The organism is Nocardia terrae, assembly GCF_009760405.1.
GTDB classification, from domain to species: domain Bacteria; phylum Actinomycetota; class Actinomycetes; order Mycobacteriales; family Mycobacteriaceae; genus Nocardia; species Nocardia terrae.
The window spans coordinates 150,193-171,045 of record NZ_WRPP01000007.1; the positions used below are offsets into that span (position 1 = coordinate 150,193).

19 protein-coding genes are annotated in these 20,853 nt (G+C 69.7%); 8 read left to right on the forward strand and 11 right to left on the reverse strand.

All coding sequences use genetic code 11. The annotated features are described in order from the left end of the window. Positions 1–164 precede the first annotated feature (164 nt). Both greA and GPX89_RS31575 read right to left on the reverse strand, forming a co-directional pair. Positions 165–656 (reverse strand): transcription elongation factor GreA, encoded by a 492-nt coding sequence (gene greA, locus GPX89_RS31570; RefSeq protein ID WP_157391371.1) that lies wholly within the window; start codon positions 654–656, stop codon positions 165–167. Between the two features lie 245 nt (positions 657–901). Further along, positions 902–1,318: a DUF4307 domain-containing protein gene (locus GPX89_RS31575; RefSeq protein WP_157391372.1), complete on the reverse strand. Its 417-nt coding sequence runs from the start codon at positions 1,316–1,318 to the stop codon at positions 902–904. 231 nt (positions 1,319–1,549) lie between these two features. Between GPX89_RS31575 and mca the strand changes: the two genes are divergently transcribed. The 3 genes from mca (at position 1,550) to GPX89_RS31590 (ending at position 3,807) form a co-directional block, all read left to right on the forward strand. Further along, a complete protein-coding gene (gene mca, locus GPX89_RS31580) occupies positions 1,550–2,431 on the forward strand; it encodes a mycothiol conjugate amidase Mca (RefSeq protein ID WP_157391609.1) in 882 nt (293 codons plus the stop codon). Beyond that, entirely contained in the window at positions 2,428–2,775 is a 348-nt protein-coding gene (locus tag GPX89_RS31585; RefSeq protein ID WP_235948558.1) for a hypothetical protein, read from the forward strand. The genes mca and GPX89_RS31585 overlap by 4 nt, the downstream gene beginning before the upstream one ends. Positions 2,776–2,907: 132 nt before the next feature. After that, a complete protein-coding gene (locus tag GPX89_RS31590; RefSeq protein WP_157391373.1) occupies positions 2,908–3,807 on the forward strand; it encodes an alpha/beta hydrolase in 900 nt (299 codons plus the stop codon). A gap of 6 nt (positions 3,808–3,813) precedes the next feature. Here the strand turns inward: GPX89_RS31590 and GPX89_RS31595 are convergent, their stop codons facing one another. After that, a complete protein-coding gene (locus GPX89_RS31595; RefSeq protein ID WP_157391374.1) occupies positions 3,814–4,821 on the reverse strand; it encodes an AraC family transcriptional regulator ligand-binding domain-containing protein in 1,008 nt (335 codons plus the stop codon). A gap of 238 nt (positions 4,822–5,059) precedes the next feature. Between GPX89_RS31595 and GPX89_RS31600 the strand changes: the two genes are divergently transcribed. Next, positions 5,060–6,334 (forward strand): helix-turn-helix domain-containing protein, encoded by a 1,275-nt coding sequence (locus GPX89_RS31600; protein WP_328602507.1) that lies wholly within the window; start codon positions 5,060–5,062, stop codon positions 6,332–6,334. Here the strand turns inward: GPX89_RS31600 and GPX89_RS31605 are convergent. From GPX89_RS31605 to GPX89_RS31615, 3 genes are all read right to left on the reverse strand, one after another. Continuing rightward, entirely contained in the window at positions 6,324–7,262 is a 939-nt protein-coding gene (locus GPX89_RS31605; RefSeq protein WP_198347686.1) for a LysR family transcriptional regulator, read from the reverse strand. The genes GPX89_RS31600 and GPX89_RS31605 overlap by 11 nt on opposite strands. 41 nt (positions 7,263–7,303) lie before the next feature. Further along, on the reverse strand, positions 7,304–7,966 hold the full coding sequence (locus GPX89_RS31610; protein ID WP_157391376.1) for an NADPH-dependent F420 reductase: 663 nt from the start codon (positions 7,964–7,966) through the stop codon (positions 7,304–7,306). A gap of 109 nt (positions 7,967–8,075) precedes the next feature. Further along, entirely contained in the window at positions 8,076–8,774 is a 699-nt protein-coding gene (locus GPX89_RS31615; RefSeq protein ID WP_157391377.1) for a hypothetical protein, read from the reverse strand. A gap of 103 nt (positions 8,775–8,877) precedes the next feature. Here GPX89_RS31615 and GPX89_RS31620 point away from each other — a divergent pair, with 103 nt between their 5' ends. Then, entirely contained in the window at positions 8,878–10,710 is a 1,833-nt protein-coding gene (locus tag GPX89_RS31620; protein ID WP_157391378.1) for a serine/threonine-protein kinase, read from the forward strand. Here the strand turns inward: GPX89_RS31620 and GPX89_RS31625 are convergent. From GPX89_RS31625 to GPX89_RS31635, 3 genes are read right to left on the reverse strand one after another with little or no spacing between them, the layout of a single operon-like run. Further along, complete coding sequence (locus GPX89_RS31625) at positions 10,707–12,857, reverse strand: MMPL family transporter (protein ID WP_157391379.1); 2,151 nt, start codon at positions 12,855–12,857, stop codon at positions 10,707–10,709. The genes GPX89_RS31620 and GPX89_RS31625 overlap by 4 nt on opposite strands. A 15-nt stretch (positions 12,858–12,872) precedes the next feature. Further along, complete coding sequence (locus tag GPX89_RS31630; RefSeq protein WP_157391380.1) at positions 12,873–14,453, reverse strand: MFS transporter; 1,581 nt, start codon at positions 14,451–14,453, stop codon at positions 12,873–12,875. Between the two features lie 29 nt (positions 14,454–14,482). Further along, positions 14,483–14,869, reverse strand: coding sequence for a VOC family protein (locus tag GPX89_RS31635; RefSeq protein ID WP_157391381.1), 387 nt, complete (start codon positions 14,867–14,869; stop codon positions 14,483–14,485). A 191-nt stretch (positions 14,870–15,060) separates the two neighbouring features. On the opposite strand from GPX89_RS31635, the gene GPX89_RS31640 reads away from it, so the two are divergent. Together GPX89_RS31640 and GPX89_RS31645 are read left to right on the forward strand one after the other, a co-directional pair. Continuing rightward, positions 15,061–15,813, forward strand: a complete 753-nt coding sequence (locus GPX89_RS31640; RefSeq protein WP_157391382.1) for a TetR/AcrR family transcriptional regulator — start codon at positions 15,061–15,063, stop codon at positions 15,811–15,813. Beyond that, positions 15,810–18,536, forward strand: coding sequence for a helix-turn-helix transcriptional regulator (locus GPX89_RS31645; protein WP_198347687.1), 2,727 nt, complete (start codon positions 15,810–15,812; stop codon positions 18,534–18,536). Before GPX89_RS31640 ends, GPX89_RS31645 begins: the two co-directional genes overlap by 4 nt. Before the next feature lie 4 nt (positions 18,537–18,540). On the opposite strand, the gene GPX89_RS31650 is transcribed toward GPX89_RS31645, so the two are convergent. Both GPX89_RS31650 and GPX89_RS31655 read right to left on the reverse strand, forming a co-directional pair. Continuing rightward, a complete protein-coding gene (locus GPX89_RS31650; protein ID WP_157391383.1) occupies positions 18,541–19,431 on the reverse strand; it encodes a LysR family transcriptional regulator in 891 nt (296 codons plus the stop codon). Between the two features lie 146 nt (positions 19,432–19,577). Continuing rightward, positions 19,578–20,522, reverse strand: coding sequence for an ADP-ribosylglycohydrolase family protein (locus tag GPX89_RS31655; protein WP_235948560.1), 945 nt, complete (start codon positions 20,520–20,522; stop codon positions 19,578–19,580). 114 nt (positions 20,523–20,636) lie between these two features. On the opposite strand from GPX89_RS31655, the gene GPX89_RS31660 reads away from it, so the two are divergent. Then, positions 20,637–20,846, forward strand: coding sequence for a hypothetical protein (locus GPX89_RS31660; protein WP_157391384.1), 210 nt, complete (start codon positions 20,637–20,639; stop codon positions 20,844–20,846). The last annotated feature ends 7 nt before the right edge of the window (positions 20,847–20,853 follow it).

The window sequence follows — 20,853 nt, forward strand, 5'->3', positions numbered from 1 at the left end:
CGGCACGGATGTGGGACCGTCTACGGCCCTTTGCCGTCCGCTGAAACGGCGGAGAGGCGGAGCAATGCGGCGCTTCGTTTGTATTCGCGACCGGTTGGTCCCCGTCAAGGAATTCGGCCCCGAGTCCTTCAGGACCGGGGCCGCTGCGTGACGGGAGGTCCTTGCTAGCTGTGGTACGGCTCCGCGGAGACGAGGGTCACCTTCATGGTCTTGCCATTGGGAAGGGTGTATTCGCGGGTGTCGCCGACCTTGGCGTCGATGAGCGCGCCGCCCAACGGGGAGTTGGGGGAGTAGGTCTCGAGGTCCGCGCTGCCGAGGCCCTCTTCGCGGGTGGCGATGAGGAAGGTTTCGGTGTCGGTCTCGTCGCCGTCGTAATAGACCTTGACGACCGAGCCGGGCAGGGCGATGCCGGACTTGGTGGGTGCGACGCCGACCTTGGCGTTGTTCAGCAGTTCCTGCAGCTGGCGAATGCGCGCCTCCTGCTGGCCCTGCTCCTCACGCGCCGCATGGTAACCGCCGTTTTCCTTGAGGTCGCCCTCTTCACGCCGCTCGTTGATTTCGGCCGCGATGACGGGACGGTTGGCGATGAGCGCGCCGAGTTCGCTCGTGAGCCTCTCGTGCGACTCCGGGGTCAGCCAAGTCACGGTCTCAGTCATCTCGATCACTCCCTAGTAGTTGTCCCCGGCAAGCCGGGATTCCCTGATTCCCGCTACCGCGGCCATCCGGAGATGGGCACGCGGCAACGTGGACAGCCAGAGCGATCCCTGGGGAGAGTCCCGACAGCGCCGGCCGTCAATGCAGCAAACACGGCTCCGAACTCCGGAACCGTGTATCGCGTCATTTTAGCACGATTCGGAAAGGCGCAGGTAGAAGCGTCAAAGCGGGTCGCGGACCGGACTTTTCACCCGGCGCGCAGGTAGGCCGGCACATGGTCGGTGCAGCCGTAGACATTGCCCGCGCCCGCGCGGCGGGTGGTCTTGATCTCGGTGACGACGCGGACGGTGCCGGAGTCGGAGCCGGGGACCAGGATCTCGCGGCGGCCGACCTCGTCGGTGTCGCCGTCCATGGCGCGCACGAAGCAGACGACCGGGGTGCCCGGATCCTTGCGCGTCACTTTGAAATCCACGCTGACCGTGGAGTCGTCGACGATCGTGTAGCCGATCCGATCCGGTTCGATGGCCTGCGGCCCGTAGGTGCGATACCCCAGGTAGGAGACCCCGAGTCCGGCGAGGATGACGACCGCCCCGAGGGCCCAGGGCAGCCAGCGGCGCTGCTTCCGAGGCGCGATCCCGTACCGGTCGGCCGGTCTTTCACTCATGTCGGGGACGCTCCCGGGGGGTAGGTCGGAACAAACAACGATCGGATGGAACTATAGGGAATGCATATCTGACGCCCGTGCCTGGACCTGGCACGGGCGGTCAGGGTCCGAAGGAGGCAGCTTGCGTAACCACGCAGGGCCCCTGCACGTGCCGAGTTGGATGCAGCTGAACAGCTACGAGGTGAAAAACGTGATCGGTGAGGTGAACGAGAAGTGAGTGGTCTTCGCCTCATGGCGGTGCACGCGCATCCCGACGACGAATCCAGCAAGGGCGCGGCCACCACCGCGCGCTACGCCGCCGAAGGCAACGAGGTGCTGGTCGTCACCCTCACCGGCGGGGAACGCGGCGACATTCTGAACCCCGCCATGGACACCCCCGGCGTCAAGGACCGCATCGCCGAGGTCCGCCGCGAGGAGATGGCGGCCGCCGCCGAGGCGCTGGGCGTCTCACAGACCTGGCTCGGATACGTGGATTCCGGTCTGCCCGAGGGTGATCCGCTGCCGCCGCTGCCCGAGGGCTGCTTCGCGCTGGTGCCCCTGGAGGAGGCCACCGAGGCGCTGGTGCGCGTGGTGCGCGAGTTCCGGCCGCACGTCATGACCACCTACGACGAGATGGGCGGCTACCCCCATCCCGATCACATCATGTGCCACAAGGTTTCGGTCGCGGCCTTCGAGGCCGCCGGCGATCCGGAGCGCTTCCCCGACGCGGGCGAGCCCTGGCAGCCGCTGAAGCTGTACTACAACCACGGCTTCAGCCTCGCCCGCCTGGAGGTCTTCGCCGACGAGTACGAGCGCATCGGCGAGCCCTTCCCCATGCAGGAGTGGATGGACCGCATGCGCAAGTACGCGGCCGAGCGCGGCGACATCATGGGCCGGGTCACCACCCAGGTCGAGTGCGCCAAGTACTTCGCCCAGCGTGACGACGCCCTGCGCGCTCACGCCACCCAGATCGACCCCAATGGCGCGTTCTTCGCGGTGCCGCTGGAGATGCAGCAGCGGCTGTGGCCCACCGAGGAATTCGAGCTGGCCAAGACGCGGGTCAAGACCGCGATCCCGGAGACCGACCTGTTCGCGGGTATCGACGATGTAGACACCGAGGACGCCGACCGATGATCATGACGCTGCTCGCCCAGGGCACCAATTCGCCCACCGGCCCCGAATTCGGCAAGGCCTCGCCGCTGGGTCTGGTCATCGTGCTGGTGCTGCTGGCGGGCACGATCGTGCTCATCATCAATATGAACAAGCACATCAAGAAGCTGCCCGCCAGCTTCGACCCGGAGCATCCGGAGCCGGATCAGGAGGCCGACGAGGGCACCGAGCACGGCGTGGCCTCCCGCGGGGACGAGGACGGGGACGGTCCCGAGGCCGCCAGCGGCTCCAAACCCGAGGCCGCCAACGGCTCCAAACCCGAGGCCGCCAACGGCTCCAAACCCGAGGCCGCCAACGGCAACGTCTGAGCTCCTCGGCATTTCACGACCCCGGTCCGTTGGATCGGGGTCGTGTCGTATGTGACGGCAGGCGGAATAGGAATGCGGGACAGCCGGTTCTCGACCTCGAGATCAAAGACGGTGGAGCCGAAGGAGAGTCCCATGCCGAGCCGGGAAATGCAGGAGTTCATCGCGGGTTTCGAACGGCGGCGGGCGAACCGGCCGGCGACGCGGCCGTCCATCGAGGAGATGCGGGCGAATTTCCTGCCCGCGGGCAAACGCTACGACCTTCCCGAAGATGTCCGGGTGAGCGAGGTTTCGGCCGCGGGGGTGCCCGCGTACTGGGTGGACGCGCCGGGCGTCGCGACGGATCGGGTGCTGGTGTACGTGCACGGCGGTGGGTTCACCCTCGGCTCGCTGGCCAGCCACGGTGAGCTCGCGGCGCGGCTGGGCCGGGCGGCCGGGGTGCGGGTGTTGTTCCCGGAATACCGGCTGGTTCCCGAGCATCCGTTCCCGGCGGCGGGGGAGGACATCGGCGCGCTGTGGCGCTGGCTCCGCGAGGAGCAGGGGCTGCCCGCGAGTTCGATTGCGCTGGCCGGTGATTCGGCGGGCGCCAACCTGATCGCGAGCCTGCTGCTCGCCCTGCGTGACGCGGGTGCGGAGCTGCCCGCGGCGGCGGTGCTGCTGTCGGCTGTGACGGACTTGACCGGCTCCGGTGCGTCGATGACCGAGCGGGATGGGCAGGACCCGATCTTCACCCCGGCCATGATCAATGGCATAAGCGCGGAATACCTGGCGGGCGCGGATCCCCGAAACCCGGCCGCCTCACCGCTTTTCGGCGATCTCACCGGTCTGCCGCCGCTGCTCGTCCAGGTCGGCTCGGCGGAGCTCGTGCTCAGCGACTCCGAGCGATTCGCCGCCTCGGCACGGACCGCGGGCGTAGAGGTGACGCTGAATGTCGGTGACGGGCTGCCGCATTTCTATGTGAGCATGCGTGAGACCCCCGAGGCCGCCGCGGCCACCGATGAGATCGCCGAGTTCCTGCGCAAGCACCTCGGCTGACGGCGATCAGCTGACGGTGCGCCAGCGGACCTGGGCGCGGCGTAGCGAGCGGGCGTCCGCGTAGCCGATGCGGCGGGCGCGTTCGGCTTGGGTGATGTCGGCGGGCTGGTCGGTGATCTGGCGGCGGCGGGCGCGTTCGAGTTCGTTGCGCCATGAGGTGTCCTCCTCGGCCAGGCGCCGTTGCAGGGTGCGGCGGCCGGTCAGCAGGCGGCGGGCGACGGTGTCGATGGTGATCGGGCCGTCGTCGTCGAGCATCTGCGAAAGTTCCTGCTGCAGACGGTCGGACCAGGTGAGGACCCGGGGCGGGGCCATCATCTCCGCGCGCTGGGTGAGGATGCCGTTGAGGACCGGGTCCGCGCGCAGCAGCGGCGCGGCCAGGTCCGCGTTGGGGACGACGACGCGGTTGGTCGCCGCGCCGAATTCGATGCGGCGGGTGCCGAACAGTTCGATGAGCTCGGTCAGCTCGGCGCCGCACGCGGGCCGCTGCCGCAGATGCACCTCCTGCGGAACCACGTGCCGCCCGGTGGCTTTGCGCATTTTCACGATGAGTCCGCCCAACCCGGTCTGCATGGTCAGCTCGCAGCCGCGACCGCCGCCGTGTTTGAGCACGGTGTCGATCGTGGTGTTGCCGTCGGGGTCCTCGTCCGCGCTGGCGGTGAGTTCGAAGTTCGTCGAGCACGCCTCCATGAACCGGCTCGACAATGCCAGTCCCGCACCGAGGGTCGGCGCGGTGAGCAGCAGATAATCGATGATGCCGAGCTGGCCGGGCGTGTATGCGCGAGCCGCCCGGACCGCGATCGCGGCATCGCCGGTCTCGTGCTCGACCAGTTCCCACAACCGCAGGTAGCGGTCGCTGGGCACCATCGACTCCGGTTCGGAGAGCGTCCAATTCGGCAGGTCGGAGGCGATGGCCAGCCGATGCCGAGTCTGGTCGCAAACCCCGGAGTTGTCCAGAACGTACGCCGGCAGGTGCGCGGTAACCGCCGGACCGCACTCGTTCTCGGGCCGGGTCATCGCGAATCTCCGGAGATGTCGTCCATGGCTTGTATACCGGTGAGGGAGCCAGACATTGGAAATCCTAGAGGTGGAGCGAGAGTGGGGGAGGGGGCCGCGGGGGAGGTCGTCGGGGCCTCCAAGCGAACCGCGCGGCGATGTGCGGTGCAAGGGTTGCATCGCGTTGCATTCGACATGCGTGGCCCGGGCCAGCAAAATGGACTAATTGGTTCGTAATTCGAGGGCAAAATGGACAACCGTGGGTGATTTCAGTGCGATCCGGCCTGGGACGGATCTACCCACCTACGCTCGCGAGCTGATTCGCATGCACGACGCGGTGCTCAGCGGGAGTCAGACCCCGCTGCGCCCGCGGCCGATGGTCGCCCGCTCGTGGTCGCGGATGCGGGAGGCGGGGCTTACCGCGGATCTGGTGAACAGCCGGATGCTGTTGTCGATCGAGGAGATCGAGCGGCGGCGGCGGTCGCCGCTGGCGGCGGTGTTCGAGGAGATCGTGCAGGTGCTGCGGTCGATCACCGAGGATCCGCAGCTCATCGTGGTGCTGACCGACGCCGAGGGCGTGGTGTTGTGGCGGTCGGGGTCGACGCGGGTGAAGCTGCAGGCCGATGCCGTCGGGTTCCGGGAGGGCGCGGTCTGGACCGAGGCCACGGTGGGCACCAATGGCATCGGCACCGCGCTCGCGGAGGCGGCTCCCGTGCAACTGTTCTCGGGCGAGCACTACGAGCAGTCCCAGCACGGCTGGTACTGCACGGCCGCGCCGATCCACGATCCGCGCACCGGCGAGCTGCTCGGCGTGATCGATCTCAGTGGTCCGGCGCTGACCCTGCATCCGGCGATCACGGCGCTGGTCACCACGGTCGCGCGGTTGGCGGAATCGAAACTGCAGTCGCTGCACCGGGATCAGCTGGAGCGGCTGCGCACCGCCGCCGGACCCGCCATCGCCTCGAGCACCGGCCCGGTGCTGCTGGTCGACGAGCACGGGTGGGTCGCGCACGCCTCGGGGGTGGCGCCGACCCGGCGCATTGCCGCCCCGCGCGGTGAACGCGCCCTGCACGTGCCCGGTGTCGGGCTGTGTGTTCCGGAACGCTTCGGCGACGGCTGGCTGGTCCGCCAGCGCGCCGACTCCTCGTGCATCCGGCTGGAGCTCGAGCTCTCGGGAGTGCCGACGGTCATCGTGACCGGACCCGAATCCGGTTGGCGCACCGGGTTGTCGGCCCGGCATGCCGAGATCCTGCTGCTGTTGCACCGGGCCGGACGCGCGGGCATGTCGGTCACCGAGTTGAGCGAGGCGCTCTACGGGGATGCCGATCACGCGGTCACGGTGCGGGCCGAGGTGTCGCGACTGCGCCGGGTGCTGGGCTCGCTCATCGACAACCGGCCCTACCGGATCCTCGACACCGTGGAACTCACCGTCACCCTCGGCGCGGAGCGCTTCGCCGACTGCGAATTCGTGCGCAGCGCGGCGAGTCCGGCCGTGCGCGCGCTGGCCGGGACGGACTCCCGGGTCACGGGGTGACGGGCCGATTCGCGTGGTAGGCGTGTTCGGCCAGCGTCGCGAACTCCCGCACCTTGGCGCAACGAGTGTCCTGGTGCCACACCAGGATCGCGCGCACCGGCGGCAGACCGGCGAACGGCAGATAGGTCACCGCCGGATGGGTGAAGTGGGTGGCCATGGCGGTCGAGGTGAGGTACACCGCCCCGCCCTGCGCGACCGTGCCCAGCATTTCCGCCTCGGTGCGCGCCGGTCCGGCGAAATGGATGCGCCGACCCGAGGGGGTGCGCTCGGGCGGCCAGTAGGACCGGACCAGCTCCGGCGGCGTATCGGGCGCCGGGGCCACCGCCGCGATGTCGCCGAGATCCTCGAGCGTCAGTTCGCGTCGCGTCGCCAGCGGGTGAGCGCGGGCGATGGCGACCGCCCGCGGATACTCCCCGACCACGGGGCCCGCCACGAGGTCGTCCTGCCGCACCGGACACAGGGACACCTGCATGTCGAGCTCGCGCCGCCGCAGCGCGCCGAAGAGGTCCTGGCACTGCAGCTGTGTCATGGTGATCGCGAAATCCGGCTCCCGCCTGCGTGATTCGGCGATCGCCGCGTCGAGGGTGCTGGCGAACTGGCCGAGGAATCCGATGCGCAGCCCGCGGGTGGTGGCGCGGGCCGCGACCAGCGCGCGGTCGATGCGGTCCACGGCGGGCATGATGTCGCGCAGCAGATCGTCACCGAGCGTGGTGAGTCGCACGCGGCGGCTGGTGCGCACGAACAGCGCGCCGCCGATCTGCCGCTCCATCTCGCGGATCAGCTGGCTCACGCGCGGCTGTGACAGCGACAGCCGCTGCGCGGTCCGCCCGAAATGCAATTCCTCGGACAAGGTGAGGAACGCGCGCAGCGCGGTGAAGTCCAGCGGCGCGTCCCGCCACGCGCCCGCGTCCGGCACTACGGTGCGCAAGCTGCCCGCCGGACCGGAATTCGCGTTCTGCACAGCGGTTTTCAGCTGTAGGACGGGGTCGGGGGAATGGGCTGCCCGGCGCGTACGGCCGCCACCACGGCCTCGGCGTCGGCGCGGCGGTATTCCTCGCCGTACACCGAGCCGGGCCGCCGCGGCGATTCCATGACCGCGCAGTCGGCGAGGCCGCCCAGATCGATCGGCAGGTAGCCCAGGCTGTCGATGAACGCGGCGAGCAGCTCCTTGGCGGACGGGTCGTCGCCGCAGATCCATTGCACGACACGGTCTTCCACGGGTCGATCCACCACCTGCGCCTGGAATCCGGCGGTGAGCGTGTTGAAGGACTTGGTGTAGCGGGCGCCGGGCATGCGGGCGGCGTTGAACGCCGCCGAGGTCTGCCCCGCGACGGGGCCGGGACCGGGGCCGAAGTGGTTGGTGGTGTCCACCATCAGTGTGCCGTCGAGGGATCCCGCCTGTTCCAGCGCGATATCGACGATGCTCCACGGCACCGACAGCACCGTGAGCTCCGCCCCGGTCACCGCCTCGCGCGGGGTGCCCGCGACGGCCTGCCCGCCCAGCTCGGCGGCGAAGGCCCGCAAGGTTTCCGGATCACGCGAGAAGCTGACGACCACCTCGTGTCCGGCCCGCACCGCCTGCCGCGCGACATTTCCCCCGATATGCCCGGCTCCGATGATTCCGATCTTCACGAATGCCTCCTGACTGACGACTTCGTTCAGCTTCGCCGAATCCCGCGCCGGGCGCGAGGCCCTTCCGTGTCAATGAGGGAACCGAATGTGTCAGCGCCGCCCTCGCGGATCAGGGGCGGTGATCGGAGGTCAGGTGCAGGTAGGCGGTGTCGAGGGGGATATCGACGGCGAACCAGGCGGCGGGCCGGTCGTCGTCGCGGGGGCACCAGGCGGTCGCGACGCACAGTCGTGCCACCTCCCCGGTGGCCAGGCCGGGCAGGTGCCAGGCGATGCCGGCCGGATCCTGGTAGCGCACACCGTATTCGCCGAGGTCGTTCCCGTCGGTGGGCAGCACGTCCGCCCAATCGGCGGGCAGCAGGCGGCCGTCCGCGGCCTGCATGGCCAGGAGTTCGGTGTCCGCGCCGCCGACCGACACCATGAAGTGCTCGTTCTCGACGCTCACGGCGGCGAGGCATTCGCCGGTGTCGGGGCCGCCGCGCGCGCCGGCGGGCAGATCGCTCATATCCGCCGCGAGCACCAGTCCGGGGACCGCGCTCTGCGCCGACACCTGCCAGACGGTGGCCCACATCGGAACCGCCGCACCGCCGTCCCAGGCGGGCAGATCCACGCTGCCGATCAGCAGATCGACCGTGGCGCTGGGGCGCCGCCAGCGGTGCAGCTGCGAGCCGTTCGGCAAGCGCCACACGGTATCCGGCGCCGCCGGCAGCACCTCGGAGCCGAGCGCGACGGAGAACCCGACAATGCCCAGCGGCGTGTCGATCACGGCCGGTCGGCGGTCGGCCCGGTCCAGGTGGTCGGTGGGGAGCATCCGTCAATCATGCGCGCCCGCGCAAGAGGCGCGGCGGGACGGTCCGGTGGCGTGACGGATGATGGGCTGGTATACGGGAATTCGGCTTGTCGGATGACACGAAGTGACAGGGGCATCGGTGGTACGGCTCGATCCGGGGGCGGATTTCGCTGGATTCAGGATCGAGCGGGTCCTCGGGGCGGGCGGCATGGGGGTGGTGTACCTGGCCCGGCATCCGCGCCTGGAACGGGATGTCGCCTTGAAGGTGTTCGGCGGCATGGCCGCGGGGCCGCTGGATTCGCGGGGCCGCGCGCGCTTCGACCGGGAGGCCGCGCTGGCGGCGCGCCTGGAGCATCCCGACATCGTGCCGATCTACGACCGCAGTGCGCCCGAGGACGAAATCCCCTGGCTGTGCATGCGATACATCAACGGCGGGGATGTCACCGCGCTGATGGAGGAGGCGGGCGGGCGGCTGCCCGCACCGGATGCGGTGCGGTTGATCGCCGACGCGGGCAACGCGCTGGACTACGCCCATCGCGAGGGCGTGCTGCATCGCGATGTGAAGCCGGCGAACATCCTGGTCGATCTGTCCGATCGGGAGGGCGGGCGCGCGGTGCTCACCGATTTCGGCATCGCCCGCGCCTTCGACGACACCCTGACCCTCACCGGCACCACCGCGACGGTCGCCTATGCCGCGCCGGAGCGATTCGGCGAGACCCCGGCCGACCACCGGGCCGACATCTATTCGCTGGGCTGCACGTTCTTCGAGATCCTCACGGGCCGAACGCCGTTCCCGCGCTCGGATCAGGCCGCCGTCATCTCGGCCCACCTCACCGCACCGCCGCCGCGGCCCTCCGAGCTGGTGCCGGAGCTGCCGCCGGCCCTGGACGACGTGGTCGCCAGGGCCATGGCCAAAGAGCCCGATGATCGTTATCCCGATTGCACCGCCTTCGCGAACGCCGCCCGCTCCGCACTCGCCGCGCCCGCACCGTCGGCCGGTGGCGGCCTCGCCCGGAATGTCCACTCGGAGCCCACGGTTCGCTCGGAGCCGCCGACGCGGGCACGGCCTCCGAAGCCACCGCCCGGCGGATTGCGCGAGCGGATCATGGACTTCGTCACGCTGCTGGCCGGATTGGCGTCGATCATCGGCGCGGTCCTGCTCATAGCCGCTCTCATGGCGCCGTTCGTGCACTACAACGAGGTCGACCGAGCCATCGATCCGATGCTCTACAAAGGCTATTTGTTCCCGGTGTGCCTGGCAGTGGCGGGCTGGTTCGTGGGTTCGCTCGCGGGTGTGCGGGTCTTGTGCCCCGGATTGCCGCGCGAGATCTGCGCATTCCTGATCATCGGGGTGTCGCTGGCCGGCGCGTGGAGCGCCGCGGTGCTGATGCGGCTGAACAGCATCTGGACCCGCGATGGCTACACCTTGGTCGGGGACACGATCCGGGGTGCGTCGGGGGAACGGCTGACGGTGCTCGGATGCGGAGCGCTGGTGCTGGCCGGGGTGCTCGCGGCCGTCGCGCTCATGCTCGGCGACTCGCTGCATCTCGAATTCCATTTCCCGCGCGACCCGTTCTCGATCGTCACCCTGCTGCTCTCGCTGCTCGGCTGCGTGTCCCTGGGTTTCGTGCGGCTGCCCGCGGAGGACGTCTGGCACTTCCTGCGCAACGACTACACCTGGCTCATCGGTTCGGCCGTCGCCCTGACGGCCCTGCCCGCCCTCACCTCGTTCCTGCACCCGCGCACCGTCTTCCGCGCTCTCACCCTGGGCTGGGCGCTCGGCGGCCTGGCCATCTGCTTCTTCCTCTACTCCCAGGGGCAGAACATCGACGATGCCGGTGTGGCAGCGGTGACCAACTCCGCTTCCACACCGGCTGTCGTCTTCGCCGTCAGCCTGCTCGGCTCGATCGTGGTCAACGCCGTCGCGCTGGCCAGATCCGGACGGCTGCGGGACTAGGCCCGGTAGCTGTACTGCTCTGTCCGCCACTCGGATTCGTCGTACCACTGCGAATCGTCGCGGCGGCCGGTGCGGCTCGGCCACCAGGCCGCGCGGCCCAGCAGGGCGGTGACGGCCGGGGTGAAGAACATCGCCATGACGAAGGCCGAGATGGCGATGCCGACCGAGATGGCGAAGCCCATCTGGGACATGATCGTGTTGCCGGCGAGCATCATCGAGGCGAAGGTGCCCGCGAGGATGACGCCGGCGGCGGCGATGGTGGGGCCGGTGTGACGCAGGCTCAGGGCCGCGGCGGTGCGGGGATCGTTGCCCTGCTTGGACTCTTCACGCAACCGGGCGACCATGAGGATGTTGTAGTCGGTGCCCAGGGCGACGACGAACATGTACATGATGATCGGCAGGGTGAAGATCAGACCCGAATTGTGCTGGGCGTGCTGGAAGACCAGGACCGCCGCGCCGAGGGTGGCTCCGAAGCCGAGGCCGACCGACGCCATCAGGTACCAGGGTGCGACGACGCTGCGCAGCAGCAGGGCGAGCACCAGGGCGATGAGCAGGGCCGCCACCGGGAAGACGACCTTGTAGTCGTGCTCCATCGCGGCCTTGAAATCGACGAAGACGGAGGTCAATCCGCCGACGTAGGCGACCGAACCGGGCGGGGCCGCGGTGTGCGCCACATCGCGCAGCGGGCCGCGCACCGTCGCGAGGGCCGAGTCGGATTCCGGCTGATCGGACAGCGTCACCTGGAATTCGGCCACGGTGCCGTCCTCGGACAGGCGCGGATCCCCGACCTGACCGACACCGTGCGTGCCCGCGAGCGCGGCGCGGTACGTGCCCAGCTGCGCCTGGCCCAGCGGAGCGTCCGAGCGCAGGTAGACCAGCGACGGCTGGGTCGCACCGGCGGGCATGCCCTTCAGCAGTTCCTTGCCGTAGACCGAGGATTCGGCCGTGTCGGTGGTGGAGCCGGAGCTCATGTCGAAGGTGGGGTGGAAGCCGAGCCCGGCGACGGTCAGGGCCACCAGCACCGCGCCGGAGGCAAGGGCGAACAGGCCGGGGCGCTTCCCGAGACCGCGTCCGAGCGCGGCGAACAGCAGGCTCTTGGGCTCGCGCTGCCACGCCTTGGAGGGCCAGAACACCTTGGTGCCCAGCTTGGAGACGATGGCCGGGACCAGGGTCAGACCGGCGAGCGCGGTCACCGCGACGGCGATGGCCAGCGCCGGGCCCAGGGCCCGGAACATGCCGAGGGTGGACAGCGTGAGCGCCATGAAGGCGATGATCACCGCGCCCGCGGCGGAGGTGATGGCCTCGCCCACCCGGGTCACCGCGCTGATCATGGCGGTCTTGGGGTCCTCACCGGCGCGCAGGCGCTCCCGGTAGCGGAACATCAGGAACAGGATGTAATCGGTTCCGACACCGAACAATACGACGGTGAGCAGCGAGCTGACCGAGCTGTCGACCTTCAGGTCGAACGCCTTGGCCACCATGGCGATCAGGCCGCCGACGGTGCTCGAGACCGCGCCGATGGTGATGATCGGCAGCAGCGCGATGACCGGGCTGCGGAAGATGATCAGCAGCAGCACCAGGATCAGGACCACCGTGGCGATGCCGATGATGGCCATGCCCTTGGTGGCGGATTCGGTCTGGTCCAGCGTCTGGGCCGCGGTACCGGTGATGCCGGCCTTCAGCTCGGTGCCGTCGACCTTCTTCTTCAGCTCGTCGCGCAGCGCCTTCACCGCATCGGTCTGCAATTTGTCGTTGGGATCGGTCACCTTGGTCATCTGCACCGCGATGACCTGGATCAGACGGTTGTCCGACGGGGGCGTGACCTGAATGCCGGTGACGCCCTTGACGTTCAGCCCGGTGAGATCACCCGCGACGGCGGCGGTGGTGGCCGTGTCGGCCGCGGTCAGCGCCGCGCCGTCGGTGCGCTCCACCACGATCAGCGCGGCGGGGGTCGAGTCGGCGGGAAATGCCCTCTGTTGCAGATCCATCGCCTGAATGGACTCGTAATGCGAAGGCAGGAAGGCGGATTGGTCTGTCGTGGGGGAGAGTTTCGGCGCGAGCCCCACCACCGCGATGGCGGCGAGCACCCAGAGGGCTATCACCTTCCACGGGTGGTTGACGGCAATGCGCCCGAGTAGAGCGAACATTGGGATCTTCCTTTTCTAGACTTCGACTACCGACTGGGGATGACTGTCTTCGGCCGCGCTGATATCGGCCTGACACGCCGCTGACACCGGCTCGGCCGGTCGGCCGCGCAGGGCGACGAGGGTGAGGATCGCGGCGGCCAGCACACCCAGCGCGCTCACGCCGAAGGTGACCGACATGGCTCCCGCGAAGGCCGTCCGCGCGGCGTGCACCAGACCGGTGTCGCCGGTCCGCGCCGCCTCGGCGAGCGCGTCGCCGATCGAGTTGCGGGCCGTCGCCGACGCCGAATCCGGCATCTTGTGCGAATAGGCCGTGGCCAGAATGCTGCCCAGCACCGCGACCCCCAGCGCGGCGCCGGCCTGCTGGATGGTGTCGTTGAGCGCCGAGCCGACACCGGCCTGCTCCGGCGGGACCGAGCCGAGGATGGCCGAGATCGCCGCGGGCATGGCCAGGCCGCCGCCGAGGCCGAACACGACCAGCGCCACCGCGACCATGCCGAAGCCGCTGTCGGCGGTGAGCGAGGTCAGGACCAGCGCCCCGGCCGCCATGATCAGCAGACCGATCACCGCCAGCGCGCGATTGCCGAGCTTCGGGCCCAGGCCCGCGCCCGCACCGCTGGCCACCAGCGCGGCGACCGCCATGGGCAGGAACGCGATTCCCGCCTTCAAGGGCGAATAACCCAGCCCGAACTGCAGATACTGCGTGAGCACCAGCAGCAGGCCGCCGTTGCCGATCTGCACCAGCGTGAGCGACACACTGCCACCGGCGAAGTCGCGATCGCGGAACAGCTTCAACGGCACCATCGGATGCTCGATCCGCGATTCCCACACCAGGAACGCGACCAGGCTGACGATCGCGACGATCAGCGCCGCGACGGTGCTCGCGCGGCCCAGCCCGCCGTCGGGCAGTTCGATGATCGTCCACACCAGCGCCGCCATGCCGACCGCGGACAGCACCGCGCCGAGCGGATCGGGCCGCTGCCACGGACCGCGCGACTCGGGCACCAGGACCACCGTGGCGATCAGCGCGATCACGACGATCGGGATATTGATGAGAAAGACCGCGCCCCACCAGAATTGATCGATCAGCACGCCGCCGAGCACCGGGCTGCCGATGAGCCCGAGCATGCTCACCCCGCCCGCGGCGGACATGGCCTGGTGTCGTTCCTCGTCGTCGAAGAGGTTGAGCAGGATCGACAGGCCCGCGGGCATGATGAGCGCGCCACCGATACCCATGACGATCCGCGCCGCGACGAGCTCCAGTGGATTCGCGGCCACGGTCGCCACCACCGAGGCCGCCCCGAACAGCGCCAGCCCGATGGTCATGATCCGCTTGCGCCCGAAACGATCCGCGAGACTTCCGGTGGTGAGCAGCAGGCCCGCGAACACCAGCATGTAGGAGTCCAGGATCCACTGGATGTCCTGGGCGCTCGCGTTCAGATCCGAGGCCAGGGCGGGGACGGCCACCGACAGCGCCATATTGTCGATGACCAGGATGAGGGTGGCCAGGCACAGTGCCAGCAGGATCCACCAGCGTCTGGGATTGCGTTCCGGGGCGGCCGCGTCGGCGGCCGCGCCCGGAGTTGTTCGGGTTTCCATCGAATTCTCTTTTCGAGCAGTGGGTTTCGTCAGGCGCCCGCGGGCGGCGCCCATTGCGTCAGTTGCACGTCGACCCGGTTGGGGTCGGTGAGGCGCAGCAGCCAGCGGCCGGCGGGTGCGCGGTGCAGGGGTGCGGTGACGGGTGCGCCTTCCTCGCTGAGCCGGTCGCTTTCGGCGGCGATGTCGGCGACGTCGAACGAGACCAGCACCCCGGTCGGCCCGGGGCCCGTCGCCGGGGGCGGTGCTTCCGGGTCGCGGCGCACCAGCACGATCGCCACGTCGGCGTCATCGCGTTCGAGGCAGGCGAAGTCCGCATCCGAGATCGACTCGCGGAAGCCGAGGTGGGTGCAGAAGAACCGGCTGGATTCGCGGGGGTCCGTGACCGTCAGAGTGATCTCCGCGCCGAGGATCTTCATGTCATCGTGCCCTCCTGTGTGGTGTGGCGCCCGGTTCGGGCGGCTCACTCAGAATCGGAGTTTTCGCAGGTGGGAACAATGACGAAGATCGAAAGATCGGTTAACCCAGGTGTTTACGATCCGCTGATGCGCACAGCGTTCGCATATGCGAACACTGTGCACTACCCTGGCTCGGAGGGAGGAGGACCCGGATGACCGAGACATCGCCCGCTCCCACGGTGTGGGCCCGGCGGCCGCGTCGTGAGCGGCCCGGGCTGTCGGTGGAACGCATTGTGGCCGAGGCGGTTTCGCTCATGGACGCCGAGGGGATCGAGGCGCTGACCATGCGCGCCCTGGGCGCGCGGCTGGGCGCGGGCGCGACATCGATGTACCGGCACGTCGCCAATCGCGACGAGCTGCTCGAACTGGCGGTGGACCTGGTCTACGCCGAAATCGAAGTGCCGCAATGCGACAACCCGGAAGGCTGGCGGGCGGCGCTGACCGGTTACGCGCAGAGCATGCGGTCGATGGTGGTGCGGCACGGCTGGATCGCCGCCGCCCTGCCCGGGGTGGGGCTGTACTACCTGGGGCCGAATATGCTGCGGCTCAACAACAGTCTGGTCGAGGTCTTCCTCGCCGCCGGTTTCCCGATGGCGGAGATCAATATCGGGATCTCGACGGTGCTCGGTTACGTGGTCGGGATGAGCGCCGCCGAGGCGTCCTGGCTCACCAAGGTCGCGCGCTGCGGCAAATCCGAGCAGGAATTGGTGGACGAGCTGTGGCCGGTGTTCGAGCGCGCGATCAGCGCGCACCCCCGGGTCGCGGAATCCATTGCGGCACGGTCGGAATCGATCGAGGCGCGGGCCGAGACCGATCTGTGCGCGGTGCGCGACGCCAAGTTCCGGTACGGGCTGGACCGCCTGCTGGACGGCCTGCAGACCAGGCTGACGGGTCCGGCGCGGTGAGCGGCCCGCTGTACGGGCGCGAACTCGAGCTCGGGCGGATCGACACGCTGCTCCGGAAGGCCGAGACCGGGCTCAGCGGCGCGCTGGTGCTGACCGGCGACGCGGGGGAGGGCAAGACCGCGCTGCTCGACCGGGCCGCCCGCCTGACGGGCACGGGCTGGCAGGTGCTGCGCTGCGCCGGAGTCGAAACCGAGTCCGAATTGCTGTTCGCGGGACTGCAATGCCTGCTCGGCTCGGTACCCGGCGGCACGGCCGGATTGCCGATCGACACCCTGCCGGATCCGCAGGCGGACGCGCTGCGCACCGCGATCGGACTGTCACCGCCGTCCGGGCCGGTGGATCGATTCCAGGTGGGGCTGGCCACCTTGTCGCTGCTGTCCGAGCTGTCCGCGGCGGGACCCGTGCTGTGCCTGATCGACGACGCGCACTGGCTCGACCAGGCGACGGCCGACGCCCTGCGCTTCGCCGCCCGGCGGCTCGGGGCGGAGGGCGTGGTGCTGCTGTTCGGCACGCGCGGCGGATTCACCGTCCCCGGCGTTCCCACCCTGCATCCCGAGCCGCTGACCGATGCCGCCGCGCGGCTGCTGCTGCGTGACAGCTGGCCGGAGCTGGAAACCGAAGCGCTGGAACGGGTGCTGGCCGAGGCCATGGGGAATCCGCTGGCGCTGCGGGAGCTTCCGCGCATGGCCCCGGACGCCCCGCATGTGGGCCCGCTGCCGCTGCCGGACCGCCTGCGCGCCGGATTCGAACAGCGCATCGCCGGATTGCCCGAGGCGGTCCGCCGGGCGCTGCTGGTCGTCGCGGCGGAGGAGACCGGCGATCTCGGCCTGGTACTGCGCGCCCTCGCCGAACTGGAACTCACCGAGGAGGCGCTCGCGGACGCGGAATGCTCGGGCATGGTCGTGGTCGACCACGCCGGTGTCCGCTTCCGGCACCCGCTGCAGCGCGCCGCCGCCTACCACAGCGCCGGTTTCACCGCCCGGCGCGCGGTCCACGCCGCGCTCGGCGCGGCCCTGCGGAACGAGCCCGACCGGCGCGCCTGGCATCTGGCCGCGATCGCCACCGGCGCCGACGAGAACACCGCGGCCGCAATGGAAACCGCGGCCGAGCACGCGCGGGAACGCGCCGGGTACTCCGCCGCCGCGGCGGCCATGGAGCGCGCGGCGCAACTCACTCCCGATCCGGAGCGCCGCGCCGGCCGGCTGGTCCTGGCCGCCGAATGGGCGGCCGAGGCGGGCCGGTCCGAGCGGGCCGTGCGACTCGCACAGGCCGCCGAACGATTGCCGCTGGCACCGATTTCGCGCGCCCGGCTCGACGCGGCGCGCGCCCTCATGGCCTTCGATGACGGTGCGCTGGGCCGCGCCCACGACCTGTGGATGGCGGCCGCCGCGGGAGCCGGTGCGGCCGATCCCGAGCGGGCGGCCATCATGCTGATCCAGGCCGGTCGGGCCTCGTTCACCCAGGGCGACCTGCGCGGGATACGGCAGGCGCGAATCCGGTTGGGCGAGTTGACACTTCCCGAGGAGGCGCGGCCGTGGCTGGAGGGCGCCATGGACGGGCCGCTGTCGCTGTCCTCGGGCGATCACGAGACCGGCATCGCGCTCATCCGGTCCAATGTCGCGGTGAGCCGCACCATGGGTGTGGACGAACCGTCGCTGCTCATGACGCTGGCCGGGCAGGCCCTGCTCATCGGTGACACCGCCGATGCCCGCGAAATCACCTTCCGGCTGGTGGAGGAGGTGCGGTCGCGCGGAATGATCGGCTGGTTCCCGGTCGCGACGGTGTTCCTGGGCAATGCCGAGCTCATGCTGGGGCGGCTGCGCGAAGCCGAGACGGCCCTGAACGAGGGGGTGCGCATCGCGCGCGATATCGATCAGCAGAGCCGGGCCACCCACGCCGAGTGCCTGCTCGCCGTGCTGGCGGCGATTCGCGGCGACGAGCAGACCTGCCGGGAGCTGGCCGAGCGTGGATTGCGTTCCGCGTCGGGCGATTTCAACTTCATCGACATCACCCATTGCCAGTGGGCGCTGGGCCTGCTGGATCTCGGGCTGGGCCGCTACGAGACGGCCCTCGAGCGGCTCGAGGCGCTGTATCGAACCCCGGATCGGGTGCGCGGCCACTGGATTCACCTGCTGCGCGACCTGGTCGAAGCCGCCGCGCGCCTGCGCCGTCCCGAACGCGCGGCGGCCGCCATGGACGAGATCGAGCGGTGGGCGCGCGCCCTGGGCACCCCGTTCGCCGAGGCGATCGCGCTGCGCGGCCGGGCCGCACTGCACGGCGACGGTGGGGACTATGAGCGAGCTCTGAAACTGCAAGCGGCAGAGGCGCTCTGGTACGACTACGCGCGCACCGCCCTGCTCTACGGCGAATGGCTGCGCCGCGAACGGCGGCGGGCCGACGCGCGCACCCAATTGCGCCGGGCGGTCGAGATCTTCGACCGGCTGGGCGCGACCCTGTGGGCCGACCGCGCTCGCGCCGAACTGCGCGCCACCGGCGAGAGCATCGACGCCGCCCCGATCACCGACCTGACCGCCACCCTCACCCCGCAGGAACTTCAGGTCGTGCGCCTGGCCGCCGCGGGCGCCACCAACAAGGAAATCGCCGCCCGCCTGTTCCTGAGCCCCAAAACCGTTGGCCACCACTTGTATCGGGCCTTTCCCAAGCTCGGCGTCACCAGCCGCATGGAGCTGTCCCGCTTCGCCCGGGACGCGACGGTCGACTGACGTCCTACAGGGCGGCCGGGCCGAGGTCGCGGATGACCGCGGCCAGCGCCCGGATGCGGTCGTCCTCGGCGTCGGAACGCCAGATCAGCGCCCAGCGCAGCAGCGGCAGATCGGTGATGGGGACGGAAGCGAGGTCGGGGCGGCTCATGAAGTGGCGGCGGTGCATGGGCATGGCGTGGATCATGACGCCATGGGCGATCTCGGAGAGGACCTGCTCGGAGGTGGTGACGGTGACGACTTTGTCGAGGCGGTGTCCGCGCGGGGTGTAGAAGGGGGTCATTTCGTTTTCCCAGTATTCGGGCACGAAGGTCCCCGAGGTGGCGACCGGGGTTCCCGAGAGCGCCTCGAAGGTGGCCGTGCTCTCCTGTGCCAAAGGATGTTCGACGGGCACCAACAGATCGCGCCCCTCGGTGAAGAGCACCGGGCCGACGGTGAGATCGGGTTCCTCGATGGGAAGCCAGGCGATCAGGCCGTCGATCGCACCGCTGCGCAATGTCGCGAACGGGTGAATGAATTCCGCGTGCCGCAGCTGCAATCCCCAGCGCGGATGCCGTTTCCGGAATTCCTCCCAGAACGCCCGCAGCTCATAACCGTTGGCGTTCATGGTCCCGATCCGCAGCACGCTCGTCTTCCCCTGTACCGACAGCCGCGCCTTGGCGATGCTCTCGTGCAGGTCGCGATAGGCTGGGTGCAGATTCTTCTGGAGCTCCCTGCCCACCTCCGTCAATCGCACACTGCGGCTGGTGCGTTCGAACAGGTCGGCCCCGATCATCCGCTCCTGCTTCTTGATCGCCTGGCTGATGCGGGCCGGAGAGACATGCAATCGTTCGGCCGTGCGGCTGAAATGCAGCTCCTCGGCGAGAACGAGAAAGATCTCGATGTCTCGTAGCTCCATGAGATCCCCTTCCCGCGCACATGCCCGAACGCACAGCGGGATTCGACCCTACCGATTCGGGACGCCCTTCGATATCGGACCAGTTCCCCTATCCGCTGGGCTCGCTGCTGCATTGGGCGCTGGTGCGGCGCACCGACGCCGGGTCGCTACGAGCGGGACAGCCAGCGTCGCAGGCGGCTGGGGGTGGCGGGCGTGTGCTGTCGCTGCCGGGCCTGTTCGACCCAGGCGGGCAGGGCTTCTCGTGTGGTCAGCCAGGATGGTGGCGGGCCGGCGGTGAAGGTGGCGACGATGCCGCCGGTGATCGCCGCGGTGGTGTCGGTGTCGCCGCCCACGGAGATGCAGGTGGCCACGGCGGCCCGGTAATCGCCGAGATGTGTTGCGGCGGTCCAGAGTGCGAACGGGACGGTGTCCTGCGCGGTGACCGCCACGCCGTTGCCGAGTTCGTGGGCGGCCTGTTCGGCGGAGGCGCCGAGCAGTGCGCGGGCGCGGTGGATCAGGCGGGTCGTCTCGCCGCCGTCGAGGCGGTCGAGGACAGTGTCGAGGAACTGCTGGGGCGCGGGCCGGATTCCGGTGAGCCGGGCCCGGGCGGCCTCGGCGGCCGCGAGTGCCACCGCGACCGCGCCGATGACGCCTTCCGGATGCGCATGCGTCACCTGGGCCGACAGGATCGCTTGGGCGGCAGCCTTTTCCGGGTCTCCGGCGAAATAGGCCCCGAGCGGCGCGACCCGCATGGCCGCGCCGTTGCCGCAGGAACCCTGGCCACCGAACGCGGCGGTCGCCACCTCGCGCCAGGGCATGCCCCGGCGGATGCGCCCGAGGGAGTCGACGGTCATGAAGCCGTAGTCGCGGCGCTGGTCGATCCGTTCGGCGAAGGCGGCGACCAGCCGATCCTGGTCTATCGCACCGTATTCGAGCAGTTCGGCGGCGACCGAGCAGGCCATCTCGGTGTCGTCGGTCCACTCCCACCGGCCGGGCGGGAGGTCACCGGCGGCCAGGTCGGCGAGCGGGCGGCGCAGGACGGGGAACTCCGCTCCCACCGCGTCCCCTACGGACAGCCCGTTCAGCGCGTCGAGCATCAGGTCGGTATGCATCGGGTCCGATCGTAGCCAGCGGACCCCGCAAGTATTTCGTAAGGGAATCGTCAGGGCCCCTGACCAGGGTTAGCGTGGGAATGTCGAAGATCTGCGGTAGCGGGGGTGGAAGTGATGGCGGCGGACGTGATCGGCAAATACGCGCGGGTGACGGCCGCGATCACGCCGGGCCACCTCGGTGAGGTCGTGATCGAGGTGCGGTTCGGGACCGAACGGTTCCTGGCCCGCGCCGCCGACGGTGAAACGACGATTCCCAAACACGCTCAGGTGCTGGTCGTGGACAGCCTGGGCGGTCGAACCGTCGAAGTCGTTCTCGTGAAATGAAGGTGCA

Bases quoted from the DNA above. Each gene is read 5' to 3' on its own strand.
- greA (WP_157391371.1), bottom strand. From the start codon at position 656: ATGACTGAGACCGTGACTTGGCTGACCCCGGAGTCGCACGAGAGGCTC.
- GPX89_RS31575 (WP_157391372.1), bottom strand. From the start codon at position 1,318: ATGAGTGAAAGACCGGCCGACCGGTACGGGATCGCGCCTCGGAAGCAG.
- mca (WP_157391609.1), top strand. From the start codon at position 1,550: ATGGCGGTGCACGCGCATCCCGACGACGAATCCAGCAAGGGCGCGGCC.
- GPX89_RS31585 (WP_235948558.1), top strand. From the start codon at position 2,428: ATGATCATGACGCTGCTCGCCCAGGGCACCAATTCGCCCACCGGCCCC.
- GPX89_RS31590 (WP_157391373.1), top strand. From the start codon at position 2,908: ATGCCGAGCCGGGAAATGCAGGAGTTCATCGCGGGTTTCGAACGGCGG.
- GPX89_RS31595 (WP_157391374.1), bottom strand. From the start codon at position 4,821: ATGACCCGGCCCGAGAACGAGTGCGGTCCGGCGGTTACCGCGCACCTG.
- GPX89_RS31615 (WP_157391377.1), bottom strand. From the start codon at position 8,774: ATGCTCCCCACCGACCACCTGGACCGGGCCGACCGCCGACCGGCCGTG.
- GPX89_RS31625 (WP_157391379.1), bottom strand. From the start codon at position 12,857: ATGTTCGCTCTACTCGGGCGCATTGCCGTCAACCACCCGTGGAAGGTG.
- GPX89_RS31630 (WP_157391380.1), bottom strand. From the start codon at position 14,453: ATGGAAACCCGAACAACTCCGGGCGCGGCCGCCGACGCGGCCGCCCCG.
- GPX89_RS31635 (WP_157391381.1), bottom strand. From the start codon at position 14,869: ATGAAGATCCTCGGCGCGGAGATCACTCTGACGGTCACGGACCCCCGC.
- GPX89_RS31640 (WP_157391382.1), top strand. From the start codon at position 15,061: ATGACCGAGACATCGCCCGCTCCCACGGTGTGGGCCCGGCGGCCGCGT.
- GPX89_RS31650 (WP_157391383.1), bottom strand. From the start codon at position 19,431: ATGGAGCTACGAGACATCGAGATCTTTCTCGTTCTCGCCGAGGAGCTG.
- GPX89_RS31655 (WP_235948560.1), bottom strand. From the start codon at position 20,522: ATGCATACCGACCTGATGCTCGACGCGCTGAACGGGCTGTCCGTAGGG.
- GPX89_RS31660 (WP_157391384.1), top strand. From the start codon at position 20,637: ATGGCGGCGGACGTGATCGGCAAATACGCGCGGGTGACGGCCGCGATC.